Source organism: Caballeronia sp. ATUFL_F1_KS39, assembly GCF_023630985.1.
GTDB lineage: Bacteria > Pseudomonadota > Gammaproteobacteria > Burkholderiales > Burkholderiaceae > Caballeronia > Caballeronia zhejiangensis.
In genome coordinates, this window is sequence record NZ_JALQDZ010000016.1 from 1 (window position 1) to 22,308 (window position 22,308).

A 22,308-nucleotide genomic window follows, 5' to 3' on the forward strand; every position below is an offset into this window, starting at 1 on the left:
TGATGCGCGACGGCACAACTTGGAATCCCCCAAAACCATGATCCTTACCAACTCAACCCTTGACGCTCAATACAGTTACTTTCTTTGCAGCAGCAAAGAAAGTGACTGCCGCCCCGCACAGGGGCAGTGCTAATAGACCGACGCGAAAACAGGATTCTACGAAAGCGGAAGCAAACAAGCACAAGCCCGACACGACAACGGGATCCGGCGACAATCACCAGAACCCACTCAAGCCGCAAGCGACTTCCTAAACGCTGTCCGCGACCCCGGAAACCTCACGATAAACATACTCCCCTTCCCCACTTCGCTTTTAACGTCGAGCTCTGCACCGTGCCGTTGCAGCACATGCTTGACGATGGCAAGCCCAAGCCCTGTCCCCCCCGTATCCCGCGACCGGCTCCGATCCACTCGATAAAACCGCTCCGTCAAACGCGGAATATGCTCCGCAGGAATCCCGAGCCCCGTATCCCGCACCGTGAAAACCGCACGATCCTTCATGCGCTGCCACGTCACCTCGATGGTCCCGCCATCAGGCGTATAACGCACGGCGTTGGTCACGAGATTGCCGAGCGCGCTCATCACTTCGGTCTCGACGCCCGCAACCGTCAGCGCATCGTCGCTATGAAACGTGATGCGATGGCGCCCGTTCGACAGATTGTTCGCGTCGTCTTCCAAATGACGCAGCACGGCGCGCATATCCAGCAGTTCATCGCCAGGCGGCCGCATGTCGCCTTCGAGATTCGCGAGCACGAGCAGATCGCGCACGATGTTCTGCATGCGCGACGCCTGCTGCTCCATCATGTCGAGATAACGCATGCGATCGGCTTCATCGAGCGGCAACTCACGCATGGTTTCGAGAAAGCCGGATAGCACGGTAAGCGGCGTCTTCAACTCATGCGAGACATTGGCGACGAAATCGCGGCGCATCGAATCCGTGCGCTCCAGTTCGGTAATGTCTTGCGTCAGAAGCAGCTTGCGATTGTCGCCGTACGGAAACACCTGCACCGAAACCGTGTATTTGCGATTCACGCCCATGCCGCGCATCACGAGCATCTCTTCGTAGTGGTGCGCGTTCAGATAGCGGACGAAATCGGGATTGCGCACGAGATGCGTGATGTGCTGGCGCAAGTCGCGCTTCGCATCGAGACCGAAGTGCTTCTCGGCGATGTCGTTACACCACTCGATCTGATCGTGATCGTCGAGCATCGCGACGCCGTTCGGTGACGCCTGGATCGCCTGAATGAAGCGCGCATGCTGTTGCTCGACCTGACGCACTTGCGCGTGCCAGCGCTTCGCGAGCTTGTGCAGGCGATAGTAGATCTCGCCCCAGATGCCGAGGGCGCTCGGCACCTCGCCGTAGACCGGCGCTTCGAGCAGACGCCAGAGGCGCTGCATGTGATACGTGACGAAGAAGCCCTGCACGACGAGCATGAGCACCGCGAAGGCAAGCGCGATGCGCAAGCCCGCGAATGCGCCGATCGCGGCGCAGAGCGCGGCGAGCAGCGCGAGGGACACGATCGCACGCGTCCAGATGATGTTCATGTTGTCGGTGAGTCTGAGTGACGTTGATGCGGCAAGTTAAAGCGGATAACGTTGAAGCAGAACTCAGGCGCTCTTCGCAAGCCGGTATCCGCTGCCGCGCACCGTTTCGATCATAGCATCGCAACCCGCCGGCTTGAGCGCAGCACGCAGACGCTTGATATGCACATCGACCGTGCGCTCTTCGACGAACACGTGATCGCCCCACACCTGATCCAGCAATTGCGTGCGGCTGTGCACGCGCTCAGGATGCGTCATGAAAAAGTGCAGCAGGCGAAATTCCGTCGGACCGAGATCGAGCTTGATGTCGTTGCCCGAATGACTCGCCGCCACGCGATGCGTCGCCGGATCGAGACGCAGCCCGTTGATCGCGACGACGTCTTCGGTCAACTGCGGCGCGCGCCGGCGCAACACCGCCTTGATGCGCGCCATCAGTTCCTTCGGCGAGAACGGCTTCGTGACGTAATCGTCCGCGCCGATTTCGAGGCCGAGCACCTTGTCCTGCTCGTCGCCGCGCGCTGTCAGCATGATGATCGGAATGTGCTTCGTGCGCTCGTTGTTGCGCAGCTCTCGCGCGAACGCGATGCCCGACTTGCCCGGCAACATCCAGTCGAGCAACACGAGATCGGGCAGCACGTCGCTGATCAGGTTTTGCGCCTGTTCCGCGTTATACGCACGAATCGGGCAATGTCCCGCATGTTGAAGGTTCACCGAAATCAGTTCGGAGATCGCGGGTTCGTCTTCGACGACGAGGATACTGCTGGGCATCGGCACCTCTTGACCTTTTGCTTGAAATGAAACGATTGCGCGCGATTAACTCAGCGCCTCACGTTCGAGCTGATCGCGCGAAATATGCCGCACGTCGGTGCCCTTGACGATGTAGATGATGAACTCAGCGATGTTCTTCGCGTGATCGCCGATGCGCTCCACCGCTTTCGCGATGAACAGATAATCGAGGCCCGCCGAAATCGTGCGCGGATCTTCCATCATGTACGTCACGAGCTTGCGCACGAAGGCGCGGAATTCCTCGTCGATGGCCTTGTCGTCGCGCACGATCTGCGCGGCGGCAACCGTGTCGAGACGCGCGAACGCATCGAGCGCGCGGCGCAGGATCGATACCGCCATTTCGCCCGACAGCTTGATCTCGGCGATGTTCACCGTGCGGCCCGCGCCGTCTTCGTTGATGCGCTTCACGCGCTTGGCGATCTTCTCCGCTTCGTCGCCGGCGCGTTCGAGATTCGTGATCGTCTTCGAGATCGCCATCAACAGACGCAAGTCACGCGCAGCCGGCTGACGGCGCGCGATGATGTTGCTGCACTCTTCGTCGATCTCGACTTCCATCATGTTCAGACGCGCTTCGGCCGCGATCACCTGATCCGCGATGCCGATGTCGAATTCGTTCAGCGCCTGCATCGCCGCGATGATCTGCGACTCGACCAGACCGCCCATTTCCAGCACTTTCGACGACACCGCGTTGAGATCGGCGTCGAACTGGCTCGAAAGATGTTTATCGGACATATATGCTCCTTAAGCCTTCTGTTTCACCTGGCTGACGATCAGCCGAAGCGGCCCGTGATGTAGTCTTCCGTTTCCTTGCGGGCCGGCTTGATGAAGATCTTTTCGGTGTCGCCGAACTCGATCAATTCACCGAGATACATATAGGCAGTGTAGTCCGAACAACGCGCCGCCTGCTGCATGTTGTGCGTGACGATGACAACCGTGTAATCGCTTTTCAGTTCGGCGATCAGCTCTTCGATACGGCCCGTCGAAATCGGGTCGAGCGCCGAGCAAGGTTCGTCCAGCAGCAGCACTTCCGGACGAATCGCGATGCCGCGCGCGATGCACAGACGCTGCTGCTGGCCACCCGACAGACCGTAGCCGCTTTGCTGCAACTTGTCCTTTACTTCGGTCCAGAGCGCGGCTTTCGTGAGCGCCCATTCGACGCGGTCATCCATTTCCGAGCGCGACAGTTGCTCGAACATCTTCACGCCGAACGCGATGTTGTCGTAGATCGACATCGGGAACGGCGTCGGCTTCTGGAACACCATGCCGACGCGCGCGCGCAGGAGCGAAATATCCTTCGTCGTGTCGAGCAGGTTCGTGCCGTCCATCAGGATTTCGCCTTCGGCGCGCTGCTCCGGATAAAGCGCATACATCTTGTTGAACGTGCGCAGAAGCGTGGACTTGCCGCAGCCCGACGGACCGATGAACGCCGTCACTTTCTTCTCGGGAATGCGCAGGTTGATGTTCTTCAGCGCGTGATACTTGTTGTAGAAGAAGTTGAGGTTGTTCACCTCGATCTTCGGCTTGATGGAATCGGCAGGCTGCGAACTGTGCGTCGGGCGCACGCTGCCCGGCACCGGTCCGCGCTCGATCTGCTTTTCCTGGTGGTTGACACCGCTTTCGACCATGTTCATGGAATCACTCCACCCTTATTTCTTCGAGAAGATCGCGCGCGCCAGGATATTCAGACCCAGCACGCCGAGCGTAATCAGGAACACACCGGCCCACGCGAGCGATTGCCACTGCGGGAACGGACTCATCGCGAACTTGTAGATCGTCACCGGCAAATTGGCCACCGGCTGGTTCATGTCCCACGAGAAAAATTGATTCGACAGCGCCGTGAAAAGCAGCGGCGCGGTTTCGCCCGCGATACGCGCGACCGCCAGCAACACGCCCGTCACGATGCCGCCCACCGACGCCTTCAGCGTGATCGACATCACCATCTTCCACTTGGGCGTACCGAGTGCGAACGCGGCTTCGCGCAATGCGTTCGGCACGAGCTTCAGCATGTTTTCCGTCGTGCGGATCACGATCGGAATCTGCAGCAGCGCCAGCGCGATCACGCCGGCCCAGCCCGAGAAGCGGCCCATCTTCGCGACGACGATCGCATACACGAAGAGACCGACGACGATCGAAGGCGCCGACAGCAAGATGTCGTTGATGAAGCGCGTGACGCTCGCGAGCCAGCGCTTCTGGCCGTACTCCGCGAGGTAGACGCCCGCGAGAATGCCGAGCGGCGTGCCGACGAACGTTGCGAGCACGACGAGCATCAGCGAGCCGACGATCGCGTTGGCGAGACCGCCGCCATCGGTGTTCGGCGGCGGCGTCGATTGCGTGAACAGATCGACCGACAACCCGCCGATGCCGAGCCTGAGCGTCGTGAAGAGAATCCACACGAGCCAGATGAGGCCGAAGGCCATCGCGGCGAGCGAGAGCGTCAGCGCAACCGCGTTCGTGCCGCGGCGGCGGCGCTGCAGCTTCTGACGCGTGGCTTCCACGCGGCTCGAATCCTGGTTGAACGTAGCGGGACGGCTCATTATTTACGGCCCTCCCCGCGTTCCATGCGCAGAAGCATCAGCTTCGAGAGCGCGAGCACGAAGAACGTGATGACGAAAAGAATCAGACCGAGCTCCATCAACGCCGACGTATGCAGGCCCGGACTCGCTTCCGCGAATTCGTTCGCGAGCGCCGAGGTGATGCTGTTGCCGGGCGAGAAGAGCGACACGTTGTCGAGCAGGTTCGTATTGCCGATGACGAACGTCACAGCCATCGTCTCGCCGAGCGCGCGGCCGAGGCCGAGCATGACGCCGCCGATCACGCCGGCGCGCGTATAGGGCAGCACGATCTTCCACATGACTTCCCACGTCGTGCAGCCGATGCCGTATGCCGATTCCTTCAGCAGCACGGGCGTCACTTCGAACACGTCGCGCATCACGGATGCGATGTACGGAATGATCATGATCGCGAGAATCACGCCGGCGCACAGAATGCCGATGCCGATCGGCGCGCCTTGAAAGAAGATGCCGATCAGGGGCACGTCGCCGAGCAGCTTGCCGAGGGGCTTTTCGAAGTATTGCGCGAAGATCGGCGCGAACACGAGCAGGCCCCACATGCCGTAGACGATCGACGGAATCGCCGCGAGAAGTTCGATCGCGACGCCGAGCGGACGGCGCAGCCACGCGGGCGACAGTTCGGTCAGAAAGAGCGCGATGCCGAAGCTCACCGGCACCGCGATGATGAGCGCGATGATCGACGTCGCAATCGTGCCGTAGATGGGCACGAGCGCCCCGAACGAGTCGCTGGGCGGATCCCATTCCGAACGCCAGAGGAACGAGAGGCCGAATTTCTGAATGGTCGGCATCGACGCGATGATCAGCGAAACGATGATGCCGCCGAGCAGGAGCAGCGTGATGACAGCCGCAAGCCGCGTCACGCCGCCGAAAATGATGTCGCCGATGCGGCTCGGCGCGCGCTGCGTATGCGCCGCCGGCACGGCCGACGATAGGTTGATGTCCGACATGGGAGCCTTGGTTTCGCTACGTGTCAGACCGCGCGGCGAACGTTGGCTCGCCGCGCGGCTTCCTTGCTGCGTTGCTGTCCCGCGAATCAGAAGCTTAGGACAGTTTCAAACGACTGCTTGCTTCCCTTATTCCGCGACCGCCTTGCCCGATGCGTCCTTGACCTTCGCCTTCCATTGCGTCTTGATTTCGGCGACGACCGAATCCGGCAGCGAGATATAGTCGAGATCGTTCGCAGCCTGGCCGCCGTTCTTGAACGCCCAGTCGAAGAATTTCAGCGTTTCCGTGCCCTGCGCCGGCTTCTCTTGCGTCGCGTGCAGCAGCACGAAGGTCGCGCCGACGATCGGCCATGCGTTCTTGCCCGGCTCGTCCGTCAGAATCTGATAGAACGACTTCGACCAGTCCGCGCCCGCTGCCGCTGCCTTGAACGTGTCGGTCTTCGGCTCGACGACCGTGCCGGCCGAATTCTTCATGCCGACGTAGGTCATCTTGTTCTGCTTCGCGTACGCCCATTCGACGTAGCCGATCGCGCCCGGCAGACGCTGCACGAATGCCGCGACGCCGTCGTTGCCCTTGCCGCCCGTGCCCGTCGGCCAGTTGACCGTCGAACCTTCGCCGACCTTCGACTTCCACTCGGTGTTCACCTTCGACAGATAGTTCGTCCAGATGAAGCTCGTGCCGGAGCCGTCGGCGCGCCGCACGACCGCGATGTCCGTATCCGGCAGCTTGACCTTCGGGTTCAGCGCGGCGATTTCCGGGTCGTTCCACTTCTTGATCTTGCCGAGGTAGATGTCGCCGAGCACCTGGCCCGATAGCGTCACTTCGCCAGCCTTCACGCCCGGCACGTTGATGACCGGCACCACGCCGCCGACGACCGTCGGGAACTGGAACAGGCCGTTCTTCGCGAGTTCGTCGTCTTTCAGCGGAGCGTCCGAGCCCGCGAAATCCACGGTCTTCGCGATGATTTGCTTGATACCGCCCGACGAGCCGATGCCTTGGTAGTTCACCTTGCCGCCGCCCGTTTTCTGGTAGGCGTCCGCCCACTTCGTGTAGATCGGCGCTGCAAAGGTGGAACCCGCGCCGGTGATGTCGGCTGCTTGAGCGGAGATGGCGAACACTGCACCAATCAGGCCGGCCAGCGCGGTTTGCATCAATTTCATTCTTAATCTCCAGTAGTGAGCGTGTGTCGCGTGAGCGTGTAGACGACACCGCGAAATATAGGAGGAGTCTGTGACAGTAATATGACTAATCGTGAAGCCAGCATGTCAATGCGCTTACGTGCTGAAAGTTTGATCACAGCCGATCCGTCAAGCCAGCGGCGCAAATAAAAAAGCGGGCCGAAGCCCGCTTTTAGCGAAACGCGACGAACTTCAGTGAACGCCTACGAAGTCGCGTCCTTTACGACCTGCGCAATCGTTTCCGCGTATCGAACCGCGTCCTGTTGCGCCGATGCTTCCACCATCACGCGCAAGACCGGTTCGGTTCCCGACGCGCGAATCAAGACGCGGCCGTGCGATTGGAGGGATTGCTCGGCTTGCTCGACCGCGCGGCGAATCGCGGCGCTGCCTTTCCAGTCCGCGCCCGCGCTCATCCGCACGTTGATGAGCTTTTGCGGGAACAGGCTGACGCCGCGAAGCAGATCGGCGAGCGACTTGCCGCTGCGCTGGATCGCTGCTAGCACGAGGAGCGCCGAGACGATGCCGTCGCCGGTCGAGTGACGGTCCAGCGAAAGGATGTGGCCCGAGCCTTCCGCGCCCAGCAGCCAGCCGTTCTCGCGCAATTTTTCGAGGACGTAGCGGTCGCCGACCGCCGCGCGCACGAACTGCACGCCCGCCTCCTTCAGCGCCACCTCGACGGCCATGTTGGTCATCAGCGTGCCGACTGCGCCTTCCACCTTGCCATCGGTCGCGATGCGATCCTTGACCAGCACGTAGAGCAATTCGTCGCCGTTATAGAGACGGCCGGACGAATCGACGACCTGCAGACGGTCCGCGTCGCCGTCGAGCGCGATGCCGATATCCGCCTTGTGCTCGACCACCGCGCGCACGAGCGCGTCCGGGGCGGTCGCGCCAACGCCGTCGTTGATGTTGAAGCCGTTCGGCGACACGCCGATCGACACGACTTCCGCGCCGAGTTCATGGAAAACGTGCGGCGCGACGTCATATGCGGCGCCGTGCGCGCAATCGACGACGAGCTTCAGACCGCGCAAGTCGAAACTCGCGGGAAAGGTGCTCTTGCAGAATTCGATGTAGCGTCCGCCTGCATCATCCAGACGCCGGGCTTTACCGAGGCGCTCGGAAGGCGCGCATTCCATCGGCTGCTCGAGCTGGCGCTCGATTTCCAGTTCGACTTCGTCGGGCAGCTTGTTGCCGTCGGCGGAGAAAAATTTGATGCCGTTGTCGTCGTACGGATTGTGCGACGCGCTGATCACGACGCCCGCCGACAGCCGCAGTGCACGCGTCAGATAGGCGACGCCAGGCGTCGGCATCGGGCCGGCCAGCATCACGTCGACACCCGCCGCCGAAAAGCCGGATTCCAGCGCGGCTTCGAGCATGTAGCCCGACACGCGCGTGTCCTTGCCGATCAATACCGTCGGACGATTGCCCTTCTTTTGCTGTGCGCGGTCGGCGCCCGCAAGCACCTTTCCGGCCGCGTAGCCGAGCTTGAGTACGAAATCCGGCGTGATCGGCGCGACGCCTACGCGGCCGCGGATGCCGTCGGTTCCAAAATATTGACGTGCCATTGTTGCTTGACCCTCCTCGCGACCGTTCGGCGCATCGTATCGGTCCACGATTTTAGTTAATGAGTTCTATCGGCGCGCGCCTGCGCCCAAATTGCTGATGAATGAGGCCAGTGTCAATAATGCCCATTCCCGGCAGCATTCTTTGTTGCCTGCCAGACTTTCAGCGCATCGACGGTTTCGGCGACATCGTGGACGCGGATGATGGCCGCGCCCCGCTCTGCCGCGCACACCGCCGCGGCGACGCTCGCCGCGAGCCGCTCGCCCGCGCCGCGTCCGGTGACGGCGCCAAGCATCGACTTGCGCGACATGCCCGCGAGCAACGGAAAGTTCGTCCCGGCGGGCGACGTGTCCGTGAGATGCGCGAGCAACGCGTAATTATGCTCGACCGTCTTGCCGAAGCCGTAACCCGGATCGAGACTGATGCGGTCTGTCGCAATGCCCGCGCGCCCGAGTGCGGCGACGCGCTCCGCGAAGAACGCGCGCACGTCGGCGACGACGTCTTCGTACACCGGCTCGTGAAGCTGCATTGTGCGCGGCTCGCCGAGCATGTGCATCACGCAAAGTCCGCAGTTGCTGCCCTTGACGGCGTCGATCGCGCCGTCCTGACGCAAGCCCCAGATGTCGTTGATCATGTCCGCGCCGGCGTCGAGCGCGGCGCGCATCACGGCTGGTTTGTACGTGTCGACGGAAAGCGGCACTCGAACGGCGCGCAATGCCTCGACTATCGGCACCACGCGCTCGAGTTCCTCGTCGAGCGGCACGGGCGGCGCGCCGGGACGCGTGGATTCACCGCCGATATCGATCATGTCGGCGCCGTCGGCGAGCATCTGCTCGGCGCGAGCCAGTGCGGCGTCGCGCGAAATGAAGCGGCCGCCATCGGAGAACGAGTCCGGCGTAACGTTGAGAATGCCCATGACGAGCGGGCGGTCGAAGGTCAGCGTGAAGCGTCCGCATTGGAGCGGCGCGGCTGAAATCGGGGATGGGGTTGAAGTGGCCAAGCGGATAGAACGGAACGGAGGGACGGAGACGGCGCCGCGTTCAGCACCTGATTAAAAACGGACGCCATAAAGTGAAAATGGGCCGGCGTGCTATGCACACCGGCCCATGAACTCATGCAGGAAACTCAGGCCGTTGCCGGCGCGTTGCCCGGTTTGACCTCGGTGCCGCTGCTACCACCGGATGGCGTGTCGCCGGACGGCGGCGGCATGTTCTTCGGCGGACGCGGCGGACGATCCGACATGATGTCGCCAATCTGGTCCGCGTCGATGGTTTCCCATTCGAGCAGCGCCTTGGTCATCGCTTCGACCTTGTCGCGGTTGTCTTCCAGCAGCTTCCGGGCGAGCGCATATTGCTCGTCGAGGATGCGGCGGATTTCCGCATCGACCTTCTGCTGCGTGGCTTCGGACACCGACTTCGCGCCCATCTTGCCGAACATGCCGTTGTCTTCCGTATCGACGTAGACCATCGTGCCGAGCACGTCGGACATGCCGTAGCGCGTCACCATGTCGCGCGCCATCTTCGTTGCGCGCTCGAAGTCGTTCGACGCACCGGTCGACATCGAATTCAGGAACACTTCCTCCGCTGCGCGGCCACCGAACAGGATCGCGATTTCCTCCAGCATCTTGTCGCGATACAGGTTCACGCGGTCATGCTCGGGCAACTGCCACGTAACGCCCAGCGCCCAGCCGCGCGGCATGATCGTGACCTTGTGCACCGGATCGGCATGCGGAAGCAGCTTCGCAACCACCGCGTGACCCGACTCGTGGTATGCCGTATTGCGACGCTCTTCTTCGCGCATCACAGCCGATTTGCGCTCCGGACCCATGAAGATCTTGTCCTTCGCGTCCTCGAAATCCTGCATCTCGACGATGCGCTTGCCGCGACGCGCCGCGAACAGCGCAGCCTCGTTCACGAGATTCGCGAGATCGGCGCCCGAGAAACCCGGCGTGCCGCGCGCGATGACCGATGCATCGACGTCGTTCGCGATAGGCACCTTGCGCAGGTGCACCTTCATGATGTGCTCGCGGCCGCGGATATCCGGCAGACCGACATAGACCTGACGGTCGAAACGGCCCGGACGGAGCAGCGCCTTGTCCAGCACGTCCGAACGGTTCGTCGCCGCGATCACGATCACACCGGAATTCGCCTCGAAGCCGTCCATCTCGACGAGCATCTGGTTCAGCGTCTGCTCGCGCTCGTCGTTGCCGCCGCCCATGCCGGCGCCGCGATGACGGCCGACCGCGTCGATTTCGTCGATGAACACGATACACGGCGCATGCTTCTTCGCCTGCTCGAACATGTCGCGCACACGAGCCGCGCCCACGCCGACGAACATTTCGACGAAGTCCGAACCCGAAATGCTGAAGAACGGCACTTTCGCTTCGCCCGCGATGGCGCGCGCCAGCAGCGTCTTACCGGTTCCCGGCGGGCCGACCAGCAGCACGCCGCGCGGAATGCGTCCGCCGAGCTTTTGGAATTTCTGCGGGTCGCGCAGGAAGTCCACGAGTTCCGAGACTTCTTCCTTGGCTTCGTCGCAACCCGCGACGTCGGTGAAATTGATTGCGTTGTTGTTTTCGTCGATCAGCCGCGCTCGCGACTTCCCGAACGAAAACGCCCCGCCTTTGCCGCCTCCCTGCATCTGCCTCATCATGTAGAACCAGAAGCCGATGATCAGGATCGTAGGTCCGAGGTAGTACAGAGCGGAGACGAGCGCATTCGGTTCATCGTCAGCCTTGCCGCTGACCTGAACGCCGTATTTCATCAAGTCGCCGACCATCCATATGTCGCCGGGCGACACGATCTGGTACTTCTGGCCGTCGTTCGGAGTGACCGTCAGATTGCGGCCCTGAACGGTGACGTTCTTGACTTTGCCGTTCTTCGCGTCGTCCATGAACTGCGAATAGGACACACCTTCCTGGACGCGGGGCTTATCGAACTGCTTGAACACCGTAAACAGCACCAGTGCGATCACGAGCCACACTGCCGCTTTAGAGAACATATTGTTGTTCAAAGCACCACTCCTCACTCATAGACGGGCGCCTACATAAACCTTGCGACGCCACCAAAGCATTCTAATCCAGACCGCTAACCCCTGCCATAAGGTTTAACTACCGCACAAATAGCGGCAGAGAGGTTTTTTTCGGCATATTCCGCGAAAATATCGCCGTAATTCGCCGAATCGCTCGAGCGGGCCGTTCAGTTCGGTTGCTTGAGCCGCCGCCCGAGAATAAAAGTCTCCGACGATTTGTCGCGAGAAGCTTTCGGCTTGCGTGGCGCAACCACCTTGAACTGTTGCTTGAACTTCTCAACGATCTGGCTGTATCCGCTGCCGTGAAAACATTTGACCAGCAGCGCACCCTCCGGTTTCAGATGGTTCTGCGCGAACTCCAGCGCCAGATCGCATAGATGCTCGATGCGCGCGGCATCCGCACTCGCCACGCCTGAGAGGTTGGGGGCCATGTCGGAGATTACAAGGTCCACCTGACGCTCGCCGACGATTTCATCGAGTTGCGCGAGCACTTCGTCCTCGCGAAAGTCGCCCTGGATGAACGTGACGTCCGAAATCGGCTCCATCGGCAGAATATCCAGCGCGATGATCGTGCCGTCGATGCCGCCCTGGCGCTCGGCATCGCGCTTCGCGCCCTGCGCGAGTTTGTTGCGCGCGTACTGGCTCCAGGAGCCGGGCGTCGAGCCGAGATCGACGATGACCTGACCCGGCTTGATGAGTTTGTCCTGCTCGTCGATCTCCTTCAGCTTGTATGCGGCGCGCGCGCGATAGCCCTCGCGCTGCGCCATCTTTACGTAGGGATCGTTGATGTGGTCATGCAACCACGAATGATTAAAACGGTTCTTTGCCATTCAAACTGAGCTCATGTGGCGCGCTGACAGCACGCCCGGTGCGTATTTTGCTGCATCGCGCGAGGCTTTTAGCGGATAATACGCGTCTTGTCGGCCGGACCGGTCCTCGGCGCGCTCGCGCTCCGAAAACCCGTGCATCCGGCCTGTTCTGTTTCTGGTGGGCGGTGGCGCGACCGATGCGCCGAAGATCCGGCACGAAGCCGTGCGCTTTCGCTGCAGCGTGTTCAAACCGCCTCGCGAATCTACCTCACGCCGCCCACATTTTAGTCGAGTCCGAAATTTCTCATGCCAGCTCTTAAACTCTCCCCCGCCGAACGCGCCGATCTGCGCTCCCAGGCCCATGCGCTCAAGCCCGTCGTGCTCGTCGGCGCGGAGGGTCTGACCGATGCCGTGCTGAAGGAAATCAACGTCCACCTGGAAGCGCATCAGCTCATCAAGGTCCGCGTATTCGGCGACGAACGCGAAGCACGCGTCGAAATCTACGACGAAATCTGCGATCGCCTGAACGCCGCGCCTATTCAGCATATCGGCAAGCTGCTCGTGATCTGGAGGCCCGAAGGCGCCGCTCCGAAAACCCGCGCCACCCGCACGCGCAGCACGATGCCTCCGAGCGCAGGCGAAGCCGCCGAACGCGAGACGAAGGGCCGCGCGCCGCGCACGGTGAAGGCAGTGAAAATCACCCGCGATGCGCCCGCGTTCAAGAAACCCAAAAAGCAGACGCTGAAGGTACTGGGCAACGAACGTGTGACCGCCGGCGGCAACGTGAAGCGCGCGAAGAAACGTCAGACCAGCTCGAAGCGCCAGCATCAGACGGTCAAATGATCGAACGGCGTGTGCATTTCCAATGAAACGCACGCGCCGTCCCGAGCAAGCGCGATTCAGCTTCGCGCTCTTTTCGCCGCCACCTTGGCGGATTTCCCCTTCGGCACGATCTTGACGGGCGCCGCGCCCGGCAAGCGCCACACCAGCGCAATGCCGAACAGGCATTCGATCAGATAGATCGCGCTGGATAGGCCGTGCAGAATGCCGAACTCCTTCGCATACGGCGAGCTCGCGAGATCGGTGCCCGCTTCCTGCGCCGCCATTCGCAGCGAGTTCATGAACGGCTGCAAGGCGAAATAGCCGACCAGCACGCACACGAGCATCACCGCGACGATCCACCGCACGCGTTTGTAATCGACGATGCCGCTTTTCACGAAGCGATTGCCGATGAGGATCAGCACCAGCGCGCTGATCACGCCGATGATCGCCTCGATGCGGAAGAGCTGCGCCGCCACCGAGCCCGCCGACGTGCGGTCGAGCATCGAAAAGAGCACGGGCGCAGCGACCAGGCCGAGGGTCAGCAGACTGCCGACCCAGACCATGCTGATGGTGCGAAAGAGCCGGTGCTCCATCAGACGTAGCGAACCGCGATGATCTCGTATTCGCGTGCGCCGCTCGGCGCCTGCACCGATGCCACGTCGCCTTCCGACTTCGCGATCAGCGCGCGCGCGATCGGCGAGCTCACGGAGATGAGGCCGTGATCGATGTCGGCTTCGTCATCGCCGACGATCTGATACGTCACCATGTCGCCCGATTCCAGGTCCTCGAGTTCGACGGTCGCGCCGAACACCACGCGACCTTCCGCTTCGACCTGCGTCGGATCGATCACTTGCGCGGCGGCCAGCTTCGACTCGATTTCCGCGATGCGGCCCTCGATGAACCCCTGCTTTTCCTTCGCGGCGTCGTATTCCGCGTTTTCCGACAAGTCGCCTTGCGCGCGCGCCTCCGCGATCGCGTTGATGACCGCCGGACGCTCCACGGCCTTCAGGCGTTGCAATTCGTCGCGCAGCAACTCCGCGCCGCGCTTCGTCAAAGGAATCGTGCTCATAGACCACTCACAAACAATTTCGTCAAAAAAATTACCGCGGTTAAGCGCATCTCCCACAGAGCAGGAGACGCCGCTTAACCGCGGCTCGTGATACTTAGACCAGTAATCGAAGCCTTAGTTTAGGCGAGCATGCAAGCCTTGTAAATCATAGACTTCCAAATCTCGGAGATACCTCAACCCTTCGACCGCCGCGCGCGCTCCCGACATCGTCGTGTAGTACGTGACCTTGTTGGCCTGCGCGCTCATGCGGATCGAGCGCGAATCGGCGATGGCGGCGCGCGTTTCGTCGACGGTCGTGAAGACGAGCGCGATCTCGCCGTTCTTGATCATGTCGACGATGTGCGGACGGCCGTCTTTCACCTTGTTGACGACCTTCACCGGCACGCCTGCCGCCGCGATGGCCGCGGCCGTGCCCTTGGTCGCGACGATCGGATAGCCGAGCTCGTGCAGCATCTGCGCGACCTCGACGGCCTTCGGCTTGTCGGCGTCCATCACGGTCAGAAGCACCGTGCCCGATTCCGGCAGACGCGAGCCCGCCGCGAGCTGCGACTTGAAGAGCGCCTCGCCGAACGTGCGGCCCACGCCCATCACTTCGCCGGTCGAGCGCATTTCGGGTCCGAGCACCGGATCGACCGCCGGGAACTTCACGAACGGGAACACCGCTTCCTTCACGCTGAAGTACGGCGGAATGACTTCCTTCGTCACGCCTTGTGCCTTGAGCTTCTGGCCGACCATCGCGCGAGCGGCGATCTTGGCGAGCGGCAAACCGGTTGCCTTCGACACGTACGGCACCGTGCGCGATGCGCGCGGATTCACTTCCAGCACGTAGATGATGTCCTTCTTGGAGCCGTCGTCTTGCGGGACTTGCTGAATCGCGAACTGGACGTTCATCAGGCCGATGACGTTCAGTGCCTTCGCCATTGCGGCGGTTTGCCGCTTCAGTTCGTCGACGGTTTCCTGCGACAGCGAATACGGCGGCAGCGAGCAAGCCGAGTCGCCCGAGTGCACGCCCGCCTGTTCGATGTGCTCCATCACGCCGCCGATGAACACGTCGTCGCCATCGGAGATGCAGTCGACGTCGCATTCGATCGCGTCGTTCAGGAAGCGGTCGAGCAGCACCGGCGAATCGTTCGACACCTTCACGGCTTCGCGCATGTAGCGCTCGAGGTCGCGCGGCTCGTGGACGATTTCCATCGCGCGGCCGCCGAGCACGTACGACGGACGCACGACCAGCGGATAACCGATTTCCTCCGCGAGCTTCAGCGCTTCGTCTTCGGCGCGAGCGGTGCGATTCGGCGGCTGACGCAGATCGAGATCCTTGAGCAGCTTCTGGAAGCGCTCGCGGTCTTCGGCGGCGTCGATCATGTCCGGCGACGTGCCGATGATCGGCACGCCGTTCGCTTCCAGATCGAGCGCGAGCTTGAGCGGCGTCTGGCCGCCGTACTGCACGATCACGCCGACCGGCTTTTCCAGATCGACGATTTCGAGCACGTCTTCGAGCGTCAGCGATTCGAAGTACAGACGGTCGGACGTGTCGTAGTCGGTGGACACCGTCTCCGGATTGCAGTTGACCATGATGGTTTCATAGCCGTCCTCGCGCATGGCGAGCGCGGCATGCACGCAGCAGTAGTCGAACTCGATGCCCTGCCCGATCCGGTTCGGGCCGCCGCCCAGCACCATGATCTTCTTCTTGTCGGTCGGATTCGCTTCGCACTCTTCTTCGTACGTCGAGTACATGTAGGCGGTCTTCGTCGCGAACTCGGCCGCGCACGTGTCGACGCGCTTGTACACCGGGCGCACCTTCATTTCGTGACGCTTCTTGCGCACGTCTGCTTGCGTCGAACCGGTCAGCTTCGCCAGACGCCGGTCCGAGAAGCCGCTCTTCTTCAGATACAGCAGTTCGTCACGCGTGAGGCTCGCGAGCGTGCGGCCTTCGAGCGCCTTTTCCTTGAGGATGATCTGTTCGATCTGCGCGAGGAACCACGGATCGATCGACGTCTCTTCGAAGATTTCTTCCATCGTCAGGCCGAGACGGAAGGCGTCGCCGAGATACCAGATGCGGTCAGGACCCGGCTCGCCAATTTCGCGGATGACTTCGTCGCGGCTCGTGGTCTTCTCATCGAGACCGTCGACGCCGACTTCCAGACCGCGCAACGCCTTCTGGAACGATTCCTGGAACGTGCGGCCCATTGCCATGACTTCGCCGACGGACTTCATCTGCGTGGTCAGGCGCGAATCCGCTTCGCGGAATTTCTCGAACGCGAAGCGCGGCACCTTCGTCACGACATAGTCGATCGTCGGTTCGAACGATGCGGGCGTTTGTCCGCCGGTGATTTCGTTCTTGAGTTCGTCGAGCGTGTAGCCGCACGCGAGCTTCGCGGCGACCTTGGCGATCGGGAATCCCGTTGCCTTCGATGCCAGCGCCGACGAACGCGACACGCGCGGATTCATTTCGATGACGACCATGCGGCCGTCCTTCGGGTTGATCGCGAACTGCACGTTCGAGCCGCCGGTATCGACCCCGATCTCGCGCAGCACCGCGAGCGACGCGTTGCGCAGCACTTGATACTCTTTGTCGGTGAGCGTCTGCGCCGGCGCGACGGTGATGGAATCGCCGGTGTGCACGCCCATCGGGTCGAGGTTTTCGATCGAGCAGACGATGATGCAGTTGTCCTTTTTATCGCGGACGACTTCCATCTCGTACTCTTTCCAGCCGAGCAGCGATTCTTCGATGAGCAGCTCGCGCGTCGGCGAGAGATCGAGACCGCGACGGCAAATCTCTTCGAACTCTTCCTTGTTGTACGCGATGCCGCCGCCCGAGCCGCCCAGCGTGAACGACGGACGAATCACGGTCGGATAGCCGCCGCTGCCGGTCGCTTCGGCGATCTGCTGCTGCACGGCGAGCGCTTCTTCCATCGAATGCGCGATGCCCGACTTGGCCGAACCGAGGCCGATCTTCGTCATCGCGTCCTTGAACTTCTGGCGGTCTTCCGCCTTGTCGATCGCTTCCGGCGACGCACCGATCAGCTCGACCTTGTACTTTTCCAGCACGCCGTGATGGAACAGGTCGAGCGCGCAGTTGAGCGCGGTCTGTCCGCCCATGGTCGGCAGGATCGCGTCCGGGCGCTCTTTCGCGATGATGCGTTCGACCACTTCCCACGAAATCGGCTCGATATACGTGACGTCGGCCGTGTTCGGATCCGTCATGATCGTCGCCGGATTGCTGTTGACGAGGATGACCTTGTAGCCTTCCTCACGCAGCGCCTTGCATGCTTGCGCGCCCGAATAATCGAACTCGCACGCCTGGCCGATGATGATCGGACCCGCGCCGATGATGAGGATGCTCTTGATGTCTGTGCGCTTCGGCATAACTGTGCTCTGTATATTTGCGATGTTCTGTTCTTAGGCTGCGACCTTCTGTGCTTCCATCAACTTGATGAAGCGGTCGAACAGATACGCGATGTCGTGCGGGCCGGGCGACGCTTCCGGATGGCCCTGGAAGCAGAAGGCGGGCTTGTCGGTGAGCGCGAAGCCTTGCAGCGTGCCGTCGAAAAGCGAGACGTGCGTGACTTTCGCGTTGGCGGGCAGCGTCGACGCATCGACCGCGAAACCGTGGTTCTGCGACGTGATGACCACGCGGCCGTCGTCCATGTCCTTCACCGGATGGTTCGCGCCGTGGTGGCCGGTCTTCATCTTCATCGTCTTCGCGCCGACGGCGAGACCCATGATCTGATGGCCGAGGCAGATGCCGAACGTCGGAATGCCGCGCTCGATGAATTCCCTGGTGGCCGCGATGGCGTAATCGCACGGCTCCGGATCGCCGGGGCCGTTCGACAGGAAGATGCCGTCCGGATTGAGCGCGAGCGCATCGGCGGCGGTCGATTGCGCGGGCAGCACGGTCACGTGGCAACCGCGCTCCGCCAGCATGCGCAGGATGTTGTACTTCACGCCATAGTCGAACGCGACGACGCGAAACTTCGGCGCTTCCTGCTTGCCGTAGCCGCTGCCCAGACGCCATTCGGTCTGCGTCCATTCGTAGGGCTGGTCCGTCGACACGACCTTCGCGAGGTCCATGCCCGCGAGGCCCGGGAACGAGCGTGCGAGCTCGAGCGCTTTCGCTTCGTCATCGGAACCGGCGAGAATGCAGCCGTTCTGCGCGCCCTTCTCGCGCAGGATACGCGTGAGCTTGCGCGTGTCGATGCCGGCGATCGCGACGACGCCTTGCGCCTTGAGATAGTCGGAGAGCGTCTGCTCGGAACGGAAGTTGGATGCGAGCACCGGCAGGTCGCGAATGATGAGGCCGGCGGCATGGACTTTGGTGGCTTCGACGTCTTCGGCGTTCACGCCGTAGTTGCCGATGTGCGGATAGGTCAGCGTGACGATCTGGCGGGCATAGCTCGGATCGGTCAGGATTTCCTGATAACCGGTGATGGCGGTGTTGAACACCACTTCGCCGATCGTCGAACCGGGCGCGCCGATCGATTGACCACGAAAGACCGTGCCGTCGGCAAGTGCGAGAAGTGCGGGGGAAAATGACGGCAACACGGGAAGCTCCTTGGGGAACACCCTGTTACCGACCTGTCTGTCCGAAATTCAGGCTTGGCTTCCCGTCGCTCGAAGAACGAGGGGTTTCCTTCGCGCAGTGTGGCGGCGGCTCGCGAGGCGCGCGGCGCGGTTCGGTTCAGCTCGCTTGCATGGGCAAACGCAGTGACGAAGCAGGCGACTGGCGGCGTGCGGCGCGCGCCGACTGGCGCAGCGAACGACGGTGTGTGGGAGGTAGGCGCTAGGGTGCGGGTTGATGTGCTCAAACCTTCGAATTATAGCGTTAAATTGACACATCTGCCAAATTTGGGAGCGCTCTGCTTGCCTCCCGCCGCCCCGATCACGACGCCGCGTTTTCCACTTCCGCCTCGCGTTCGTGCAGCGCGCGGCCCGGCAACATGTACCAGATCGCGCTCGCCACTTGCAGCGCAATCAGCGTAGCCCACACCGAAATATGCGCCGATACCGGATAGCGCCCCGCTTCCGCAGGCCAAAGCGACAACATAGTGCCGACCCCGACCTGAAAGCCGAAGATCAGCAGGAAGATGACGAGCGTGAGCGTCGTATTCACGCGTCCCGCCATGTGCGACGGGAAATACTTCGCCGCGACCGCATAACTCAGGATGCCCGTGCCGCCGAATACGCCATACGCGGCGATGAGCGTCGCGGGCGGCAGCGGCACGCGCAGCACCATGAGCAACTGCGTGGCGACGAAAAGCACCATGCCCGCGCCGCAGAACGCGTACACCGACACGCCGCGCCGCTCCAGACTGCGCGCCGCCGCGCCGAAGCCCACCGAGCCGAACATCATCGCGAAACCGAGCACGGAGACGATCGCCGACGAATGCGCGGGCGTGAGATTCATCACGTCGATGAGATAGGGACGGATCCAGAGCGACTGCATCGCGAAGAAGACGCCCTGCGTGACGACCGGAAACGACGCGATCTTCCAGAACGCGGCGCTTCTCATGATGTGCCACGTGCCCTTGAACTGCGTGACGATGTCCGCCTGATGATGCGTATCCGCCTTGCGCGGCGCGAAGAGCGCAATCGCCGCCGCGACGACGAGCGTGAACACCGCGAGCCCGAAGCACACCTGACGCCACGTTGCGAATTGCAGCAGCGCCGACAGCGGCGATCCGACGACGACGCCGCCCAATCCGCCGACGGCCATCGTGAATCCGTTGATGAGCGGCAGGCGCCAGATCGGGAAATGCTGCGCCGACGCCTTGAACGCCGCCGCCAGACACACCGACACGCCCACGCCGATGAGCAGGCGCCCGGCCATCAGCCCTGCCAGGCTATTCGATGCCCCGAACACGCCAATGCCCGCCGCGGCGAACACGAGCATGCCGGCCGTCACACGCGCCGGCCCGAAGTGATCGAGCAGTACGCCGACAGGAATCTGCGCGGCAGCGAAGCCGATAAAGTACAGCGCCGTCAGCAGGCCGAGATCGGCGGCCGACAAGCCGAGTTCGTGCGTGATGAGCGGCGCGAAGCCGAGATTGACGCCGCGGAACACGTACGAGACGAAGTAGCCGGCGGCGAAGAGGATGAAAACGCGGAGACGAACGGTGGACGACATATGAAACGGACGCTTCATCGATTCTTTCGGATCGACAGTTTAGCGGCGTCCGCAAAAGAACACGCCGTCACCTTGGTGACGGCGTGGGTTATCGCGCCGGCAAAACCGCATGCGTTATTTCTTCTTGCTGCTCTTCGACGTGGCAGCCGGCTTCGCGGTCTTGGCCGCGGCAGCAGGCTTTGCAGCATGCGATGCCGAAGAAGACGACACCTTCGTTACCTTCCCCGACGTATGGGCACTTGTCTTGCCGCCGCGCGATGTCTTCGGCTCAGGTACGCGCGTGCCGATCTTCGACACGCCGCCCGATGAACGGCTCGACGCCGCCACCGTCTCCACACGCGCCGGACCCGGCTCGGCCGGAACCGGTCGGCCATACGGCACATGCAGCACGACCACCTGCCCCGGCATGAACATGTCTCCGCGCGTGCGGTTCCATGCGCGCAACTGTGCCGGCGAAACGTTGTAGCGGTCTGCCAGCGTGCCGATCGACTGCTTGCGGCGCACGCGGATGACGAGCCGGCGCGTGTCGGGCACGTCGCGCTCGATTGCGAGCATCGCGTTGGCCGCGACGTCGGCGCTGATGTCTTCGTCGTCATCGTCGGTGCGGGGCACGACGATCGTCGAGCCCGGCTTCAGGCGCATGCCCGCCGGAATGCGGTTGACGGACATCAGCGTGTCAGCGTCCACGCCGATTTTTTCGGCGATCGCCGCCGGACGCGCGCGCTCGGTGACGGTGTACGTCGTCCACGACGACAACGCGCCCGAGTACGACGATAGGTTGCGCTGAAACGAAGCAGCGTTATCGAACGGCAGCAGAATCTGCGGATTGGTCGCGCCGAGAATCACCGGCTTCGAGAACGACGGATTCAGCGAGCGAAATTCTTCCACGCTCATGCCGGCAAGCTTCGCGGCCATCGTCACGTCGATGTCGCGCGCGGTCGTGACCGTCACGAAATACGGGTGATTCGGGATGTCCGGCAACGTGAGACCGTACATCTGCGGATTGCTCACGATGTTCTTCACGGCCTGCAGCTTCGGCACGTAGTTGCGCGTCTCGTTGGGCATGCGCAGGCTTTCGTAGTCGGTCGGCAAGCCCGCCGCTTCGTTGCGCGCGATCGCGCGCTGCACGTTGCCCTCGCCCCAGTTGTACGCGGCGAGCGCGAGATGCCAGTCGCCGAACATGTCGTGCAGACGCGAAAGGTAGTCGAGCGCGGCAGACGTCGACGCGAGCACGTCGCGGCGCTCGTCCTGCCACATGTTCTGCTTGAGGTTGTAATCGCGGCCGGTGCCCGGCATGAACTGCCACATGCCCGCGGCCTTCGCGACCGATAGCGCCTGCGGGCTGTATGCCGATTCGATGAACGGCAGGAGCGCGAGCTCGGTCGGCATATGCCGCTGCTCGAGTTCCTCGACGATGTGATACAGATACTTCTGCGAGCGCGTGGTCATGCGCTCGACGTAATCCGGGCGTTGCGCGTACCAGTTGACCTGCATGTCGACGAGGTCGCTTTGCAGATCGGGAATCTGGAAGCCGCCGCGGATGCGGTTCCAGAGATCGGACGAACCCGCGAGCGAAGTCACGGGCGTCTTGTCGACGTTAATGGTTTCCTTGGCTGCTGCGGTGCGGCGAATCGTGTCGGCGACTTGTTGCGGCGAAGCGTTGGAGTTGGCTGTTGCTGTAATTGGATCTGACGCCGTAGGTCCTTGGCTCGCGCACGCGGCGAGCATCAGGACGGACAGCGCGCTAAGGGTTAGTCGCATGGAGAACGTCTCTGCTTCCAAAAGATGATGCTTGGAAATTTGCAGCCGATAGTACGGAACAGCACTTAAGACGTCAATAAGAATGCGCGCAAAACCCCTGCAAAATCCT

Annotated in this window: 18 protein-coding genes; 1 reads left to right on the top strand and 17 read right to left on the bottom strand. The window is 62.2% G+C overall.

What is annotated here, in order from left to right:
- Positions 1-228 precede the first annotated feature (228 nt).
- The 11 genes from phoR to NCR93_RS09525 all read right to left on the bottom strand — a co-directional run bounded on the left by phoR (position 229) and on the right by NCR93_RS09525 (position 12,441).
- The gene (gene phoR / locus NCR93_RS09475) at positions 229-1,542 is read right to left on the bottom strand and encodes a phosphate regulon sensor histidine kinase PhoR (RefSeq protein ID WP_008342027.1); all 1,314 of its coding nucleotides are present in this window, start codon (positions 1,540-1,542) and stop codon (positions 229-231) included.
- A 63-nt stretch (positions 1,543-1,605) separates the two neighbouring features.
- Positions 1,606-2,307, bottom strand: a complete 702-nt coding sequence (phoB, locus tag NCR93_RS09480; RefSeq protein WP_008342029.1) for a phosphate regulon transcriptional regulator PhoB — start codon at positions 2,305-2,307, stop codon at positions 1,606-1,608.
- Positions 2,308-2,352: 45 nt separating this feature from the next.
- The gene (phoU, locus tag NCR93_RS09485; RefSeq protein WP_008342031.1) at positions 2,353-3,057 is read right to left on the bottom strand and encodes a phosphate signaling complex protein PhoU; all 705 of its coding nucleotides are present in this window, start codon (positions 3,055-3,057) and stop codon (positions 2,353-2,355) included.
- Between the two features lie 38 nt (positions 3,058-3,095).
- On the bottom strand, positions 3,096-3,956 hold the full coding sequence (gene pstB / locus NCR93_RS09490) for a phosphate ABC transporter ATP-binding protein PstB (RefSeq protein WP_008342032.1): 861 nt from the start codon (positions 3,954-3,956) through the stop codon (positions 3,096-3,098).
- A 15-nt stretch (positions 3,957-3,971) separates the two neighbouring features.
- Positions 3,972-4,859 carry a phosphate ABC transporter permease PstA gene (gene pstA, locus NCR93_RS09495; protein WP_008342035.1) on the bottom strand — a complete coding sequence of 296 codons (888 nt, stop codon included), beginning with the start codon at positions 4,857-4,859 and terminating at the stop codon, positions 3,972-3,974.
- Positions 4,859-5,842, bottom strand: a complete 984-nt coding sequence (pstC, locus tag NCR93_RS09500; protein WP_008342037.1) for a phosphate ABC transporter permease PstC — start codon at positions 5,840-5,842, stop codon at positions 4,859-4,861. Before pstC ends, pstA begins: the two co-directional genes overlap by 1 nt.
- Positions 5,843-5,968: 126 nt before the next feature.
- A complete protein-coding gene (gene pstS / locus NCR93_RS09505) occupies positions 5,969-7,000 on the bottom strand; it encodes a phosphate ABC transporter substrate-binding protein PstS (protein ID WP_008342038.1) in 1,032 nt (343 codons plus the stop codon).
- A 221-nt stretch (positions 7,001-7,221) separates the two neighbouring features.
- The gene (gene glmM / locus NCR93_RS09510; RefSeq protein WP_008342040.1) at positions 7,222-8,583 is read right to left on the bottom strand and encodes a phosphoglucosamine mutase; all 1,362 of its coding nucleotides are present in this window, start codon (positions 8,581-8,583) and stop codon (positions 7,222-7,224) included.
- A 113-nt stretch (positions 8,584-8,696) separates the two neighbouring features.
- Complete coding sequence (gene folP / locus NCR93_RS09515) at positions 8,697-9,497, bottom strand: dihydropteroate synthase (RefSeq protein ID WP_175980486.1); 801 nt, start codon at positions 9,495-9,497, stop codon at positions 8,697-8,699.
- Between the two features lie 209 nt (positions 9,498-9,706).
- On the bottom strand, positions 9,707-11,593 hold the full coding sequence (ftsH, locus tag NCR93_RS09520) for an ATP-dependent zinc metalloprotease FtsH (protein WP_008342043.1): 1,887 nt from the start codon (positions 11,591-11,593) through the stop codon (positions 9,707-9,709).
- A 185-nt stretch (positions 11,594-11,778) separates the two neighbouring features.
- Positions 11,779-12,441, bottom strand: coding sequence for an RlmE family RNA methyltransferase (locus NCR93_RS09525; RefSeq protein WP_008342044.1), 663 nt, complete (start codon positions 12,439-12,441; stop codon positions 11,779-11,781).
- 285 nt (positions 12,442-12,726) lie between these two features.
- On the opposite strand from NCR93_RS09525, the gene NCR93_RS09530 reads away from it, so the two are divergent.
- Entirely contained in the window at positions 12,727-13,263 is a 537-nt protein-coding gene (locus tag NCR93_RS09530) for a YhbY family RNA-binding protein (RefSeq protein WP_175980371.1), read from the top strand.
- A 56-nt stretch (positions 13,264-13,319) separates the two neighbouring features.
- Here NCR93_RS09530 and NCR93_RS09535 read toward each other — a convergent pair whose 3' ends face one another.
- The 6 genes from NCR93_RS09535 to NCR93_RS09560 all read right to left on the bottom strand — a co-directional run bounded on the left by NCR93_RS09535 (position 13,320) and on the right by NCR93_RS09560 (position 22,199).
- Entirely contained in the window at positions 13,320-13,835 is a 516-nt protein-coding gene (locus tag NCR93_RS09535; RefSeq protein WP_008342046.1) for a DUF4149 domain-containing protein, read from the bottom strand.
- Positions 13,835-14,311 (bottom strand): transcription elongation factor GreA, encoded by a 477-nt coding sequence (gene greA, locus NCR93_RS09540; protein ID WP_008342047.1) that lies wholly within the window; start codon positions 14,309-14,311, stop codon positions 13,835-13,837. Before greA ends, NCR93_RS09535 begins: the two co-directional genes overlap by 1 nt.
- Before the next feature lie 114 nt (positions 14,312-14,425).
- On the bottom strand, positions 14,426-17,680 hold the full coding sequence (gene carB / locus NCR93_RS09545) for a carbamoyl-phosphate synthase large subunit (protein WP_034473511.1): 3,255 nt from the start codon (positions 17,678-17,680) through the stop codon (positions 14,426-14,428).
- Between the two features lie 33 nt (positions 17,681-17,713).
- On the bottom strand, positions 17,714-18,856 hold the full coding sequence (gene carA / locus NCR93_RS09550; protein WP_175980372.1) for a glutamine-hydrolyzing carbamoyl-phosphate synthase small subunit: 1,143 nt from the start codon (positions 18,854-18,856) through the stop codon (positions 17,714-17,716).
- A gap of 337 nt (positions 18,857-19,193) precedes the next feature.
- Positions 19,194-20,456: an MFS transporter gene (locus NCR93_RS09555; RefSeq protein WP_372492574.1), complete on the bottom strand. Its 1,263-nt coding sequence runs from the start codon at positions 20,454-20,456 to the stop codon at positions 19,194-19,196.
- A gap of 96 nt (positions 20,457-20,552) precedes the next feature.
- Entirely contained in the window at positions 20,553-22,199 is a 1,647-nt protein-coding gene (locus NCR93_RS09560; protein ID WP_033537087.1) for a transglycosylase SLT domain-containing protein, read from the bottom strand.
- Positions 22,200-22,308 lie beyond the last annotated feature (109 nt).

Coding starts and splice junctions, on each gene's coding strand:
- phoR (WP_008342027.1), bottom strand. CDS start 1,542: ATGAACATCATCTGGACGCGTGCGATCGTGTCCCTCGCGCTGCTCGCC.
- phoB (WP_008342029.1), bottom strand. CDS start 2,307: ATGCCCAGCAGTATCCTCGTCGTCGAAGACGAACCCGCGATCTCCGAA.
- phoU (WP_008342031.1), bottom strand. CDS start 3,057: ATGTCCGATAAACATCTTTCGAGCCAGTTCGACGCCGATCTCAACGCG.
- pstB (WP_008342032.1), bottom strand. CDS start 3,956: ATGAACATGGTCGAAAGCGGTGTCAACCACCAGGAAAAGCAGATCGAG.
- pstA (WP_008342035.1), bottom strand. CDS start 4,859: ATGAGCCGTCCCGCTACGTTCAACCAGGATTCGAGCCGCGTGGAAGCC.
- pstC (WP_008342037.1), bottom strand. CDS start 5,842: ATGTCGGACATCAACCTATCGTCGGCCGTGCCGGCGGCGCATACGCAG.
- pstS (WP_008342038.1), bottom strand. CDS start 7,000: ATGAAATTGATGCAAACCGCGCTGGCCGGCCTGATTGGTGCAGTGTTC.
- glmM (WP_008342040.1), bottom strand. CDS start 8,583: ATGGCACGTCAATATTTTGGAACCGACGGCATCCGCGGCCGCGTAGGC.
- folP (WP_175980486.1), bottom strand. CDS start 9,497: ATGGGCATTCTCAACGTTACGCCGGACTCGTTCTCCGATGGCGGCCGC.
- NCR93_RS09525 (WP_008342044.1), bottom strand. CDS start 12,441: ATGGCAAAGAACCGTTTTAATCATTCGTGGTTGCATGACCACATCAAC.
- NCR93_RS09530 (WP_175980371.1), top strand. CDS start 12,727: ATGCCAGCTCTTAAACTCTCCCCCGCCGAACGCGCCGATCTGCGCTCC.
- NCR93_RS09535 (WP_008342046.1), bottom strand. CDS start 13,835: ATGGAGCACCGGCTCTTTCGCACCATCAGCATGGTCTGGGTCGGCAGT.
- greA (WP_008342047.1), bottom strand. CDS start 14,311: ATGAGCACGATTCCTTTGACGAAGCGCGGCGCGGAGTTGCTGCGCGAC.
- carB (WP_034473511.1), bottom strand. CDS start 17,680: ATGCCGAAGCGCACAGACATCAAGAGCATCCTCATCATCGGCGCGGGT.
- NCR93_RS09555 (WP_372492574.1), bottom strand. CDS start 20,456: ATGAAGCGTCCGTTTCATATGTCGTCCACCGTTCGTCTCCGCGTTTTC.
- NCR93_RS09560 (WP_033537087.1), bottom strand. CDS start 22,199: ATGCGACTAACCCTTAGCGCGCTGTCCGTCCTGATGCTCGCCGCGTGC.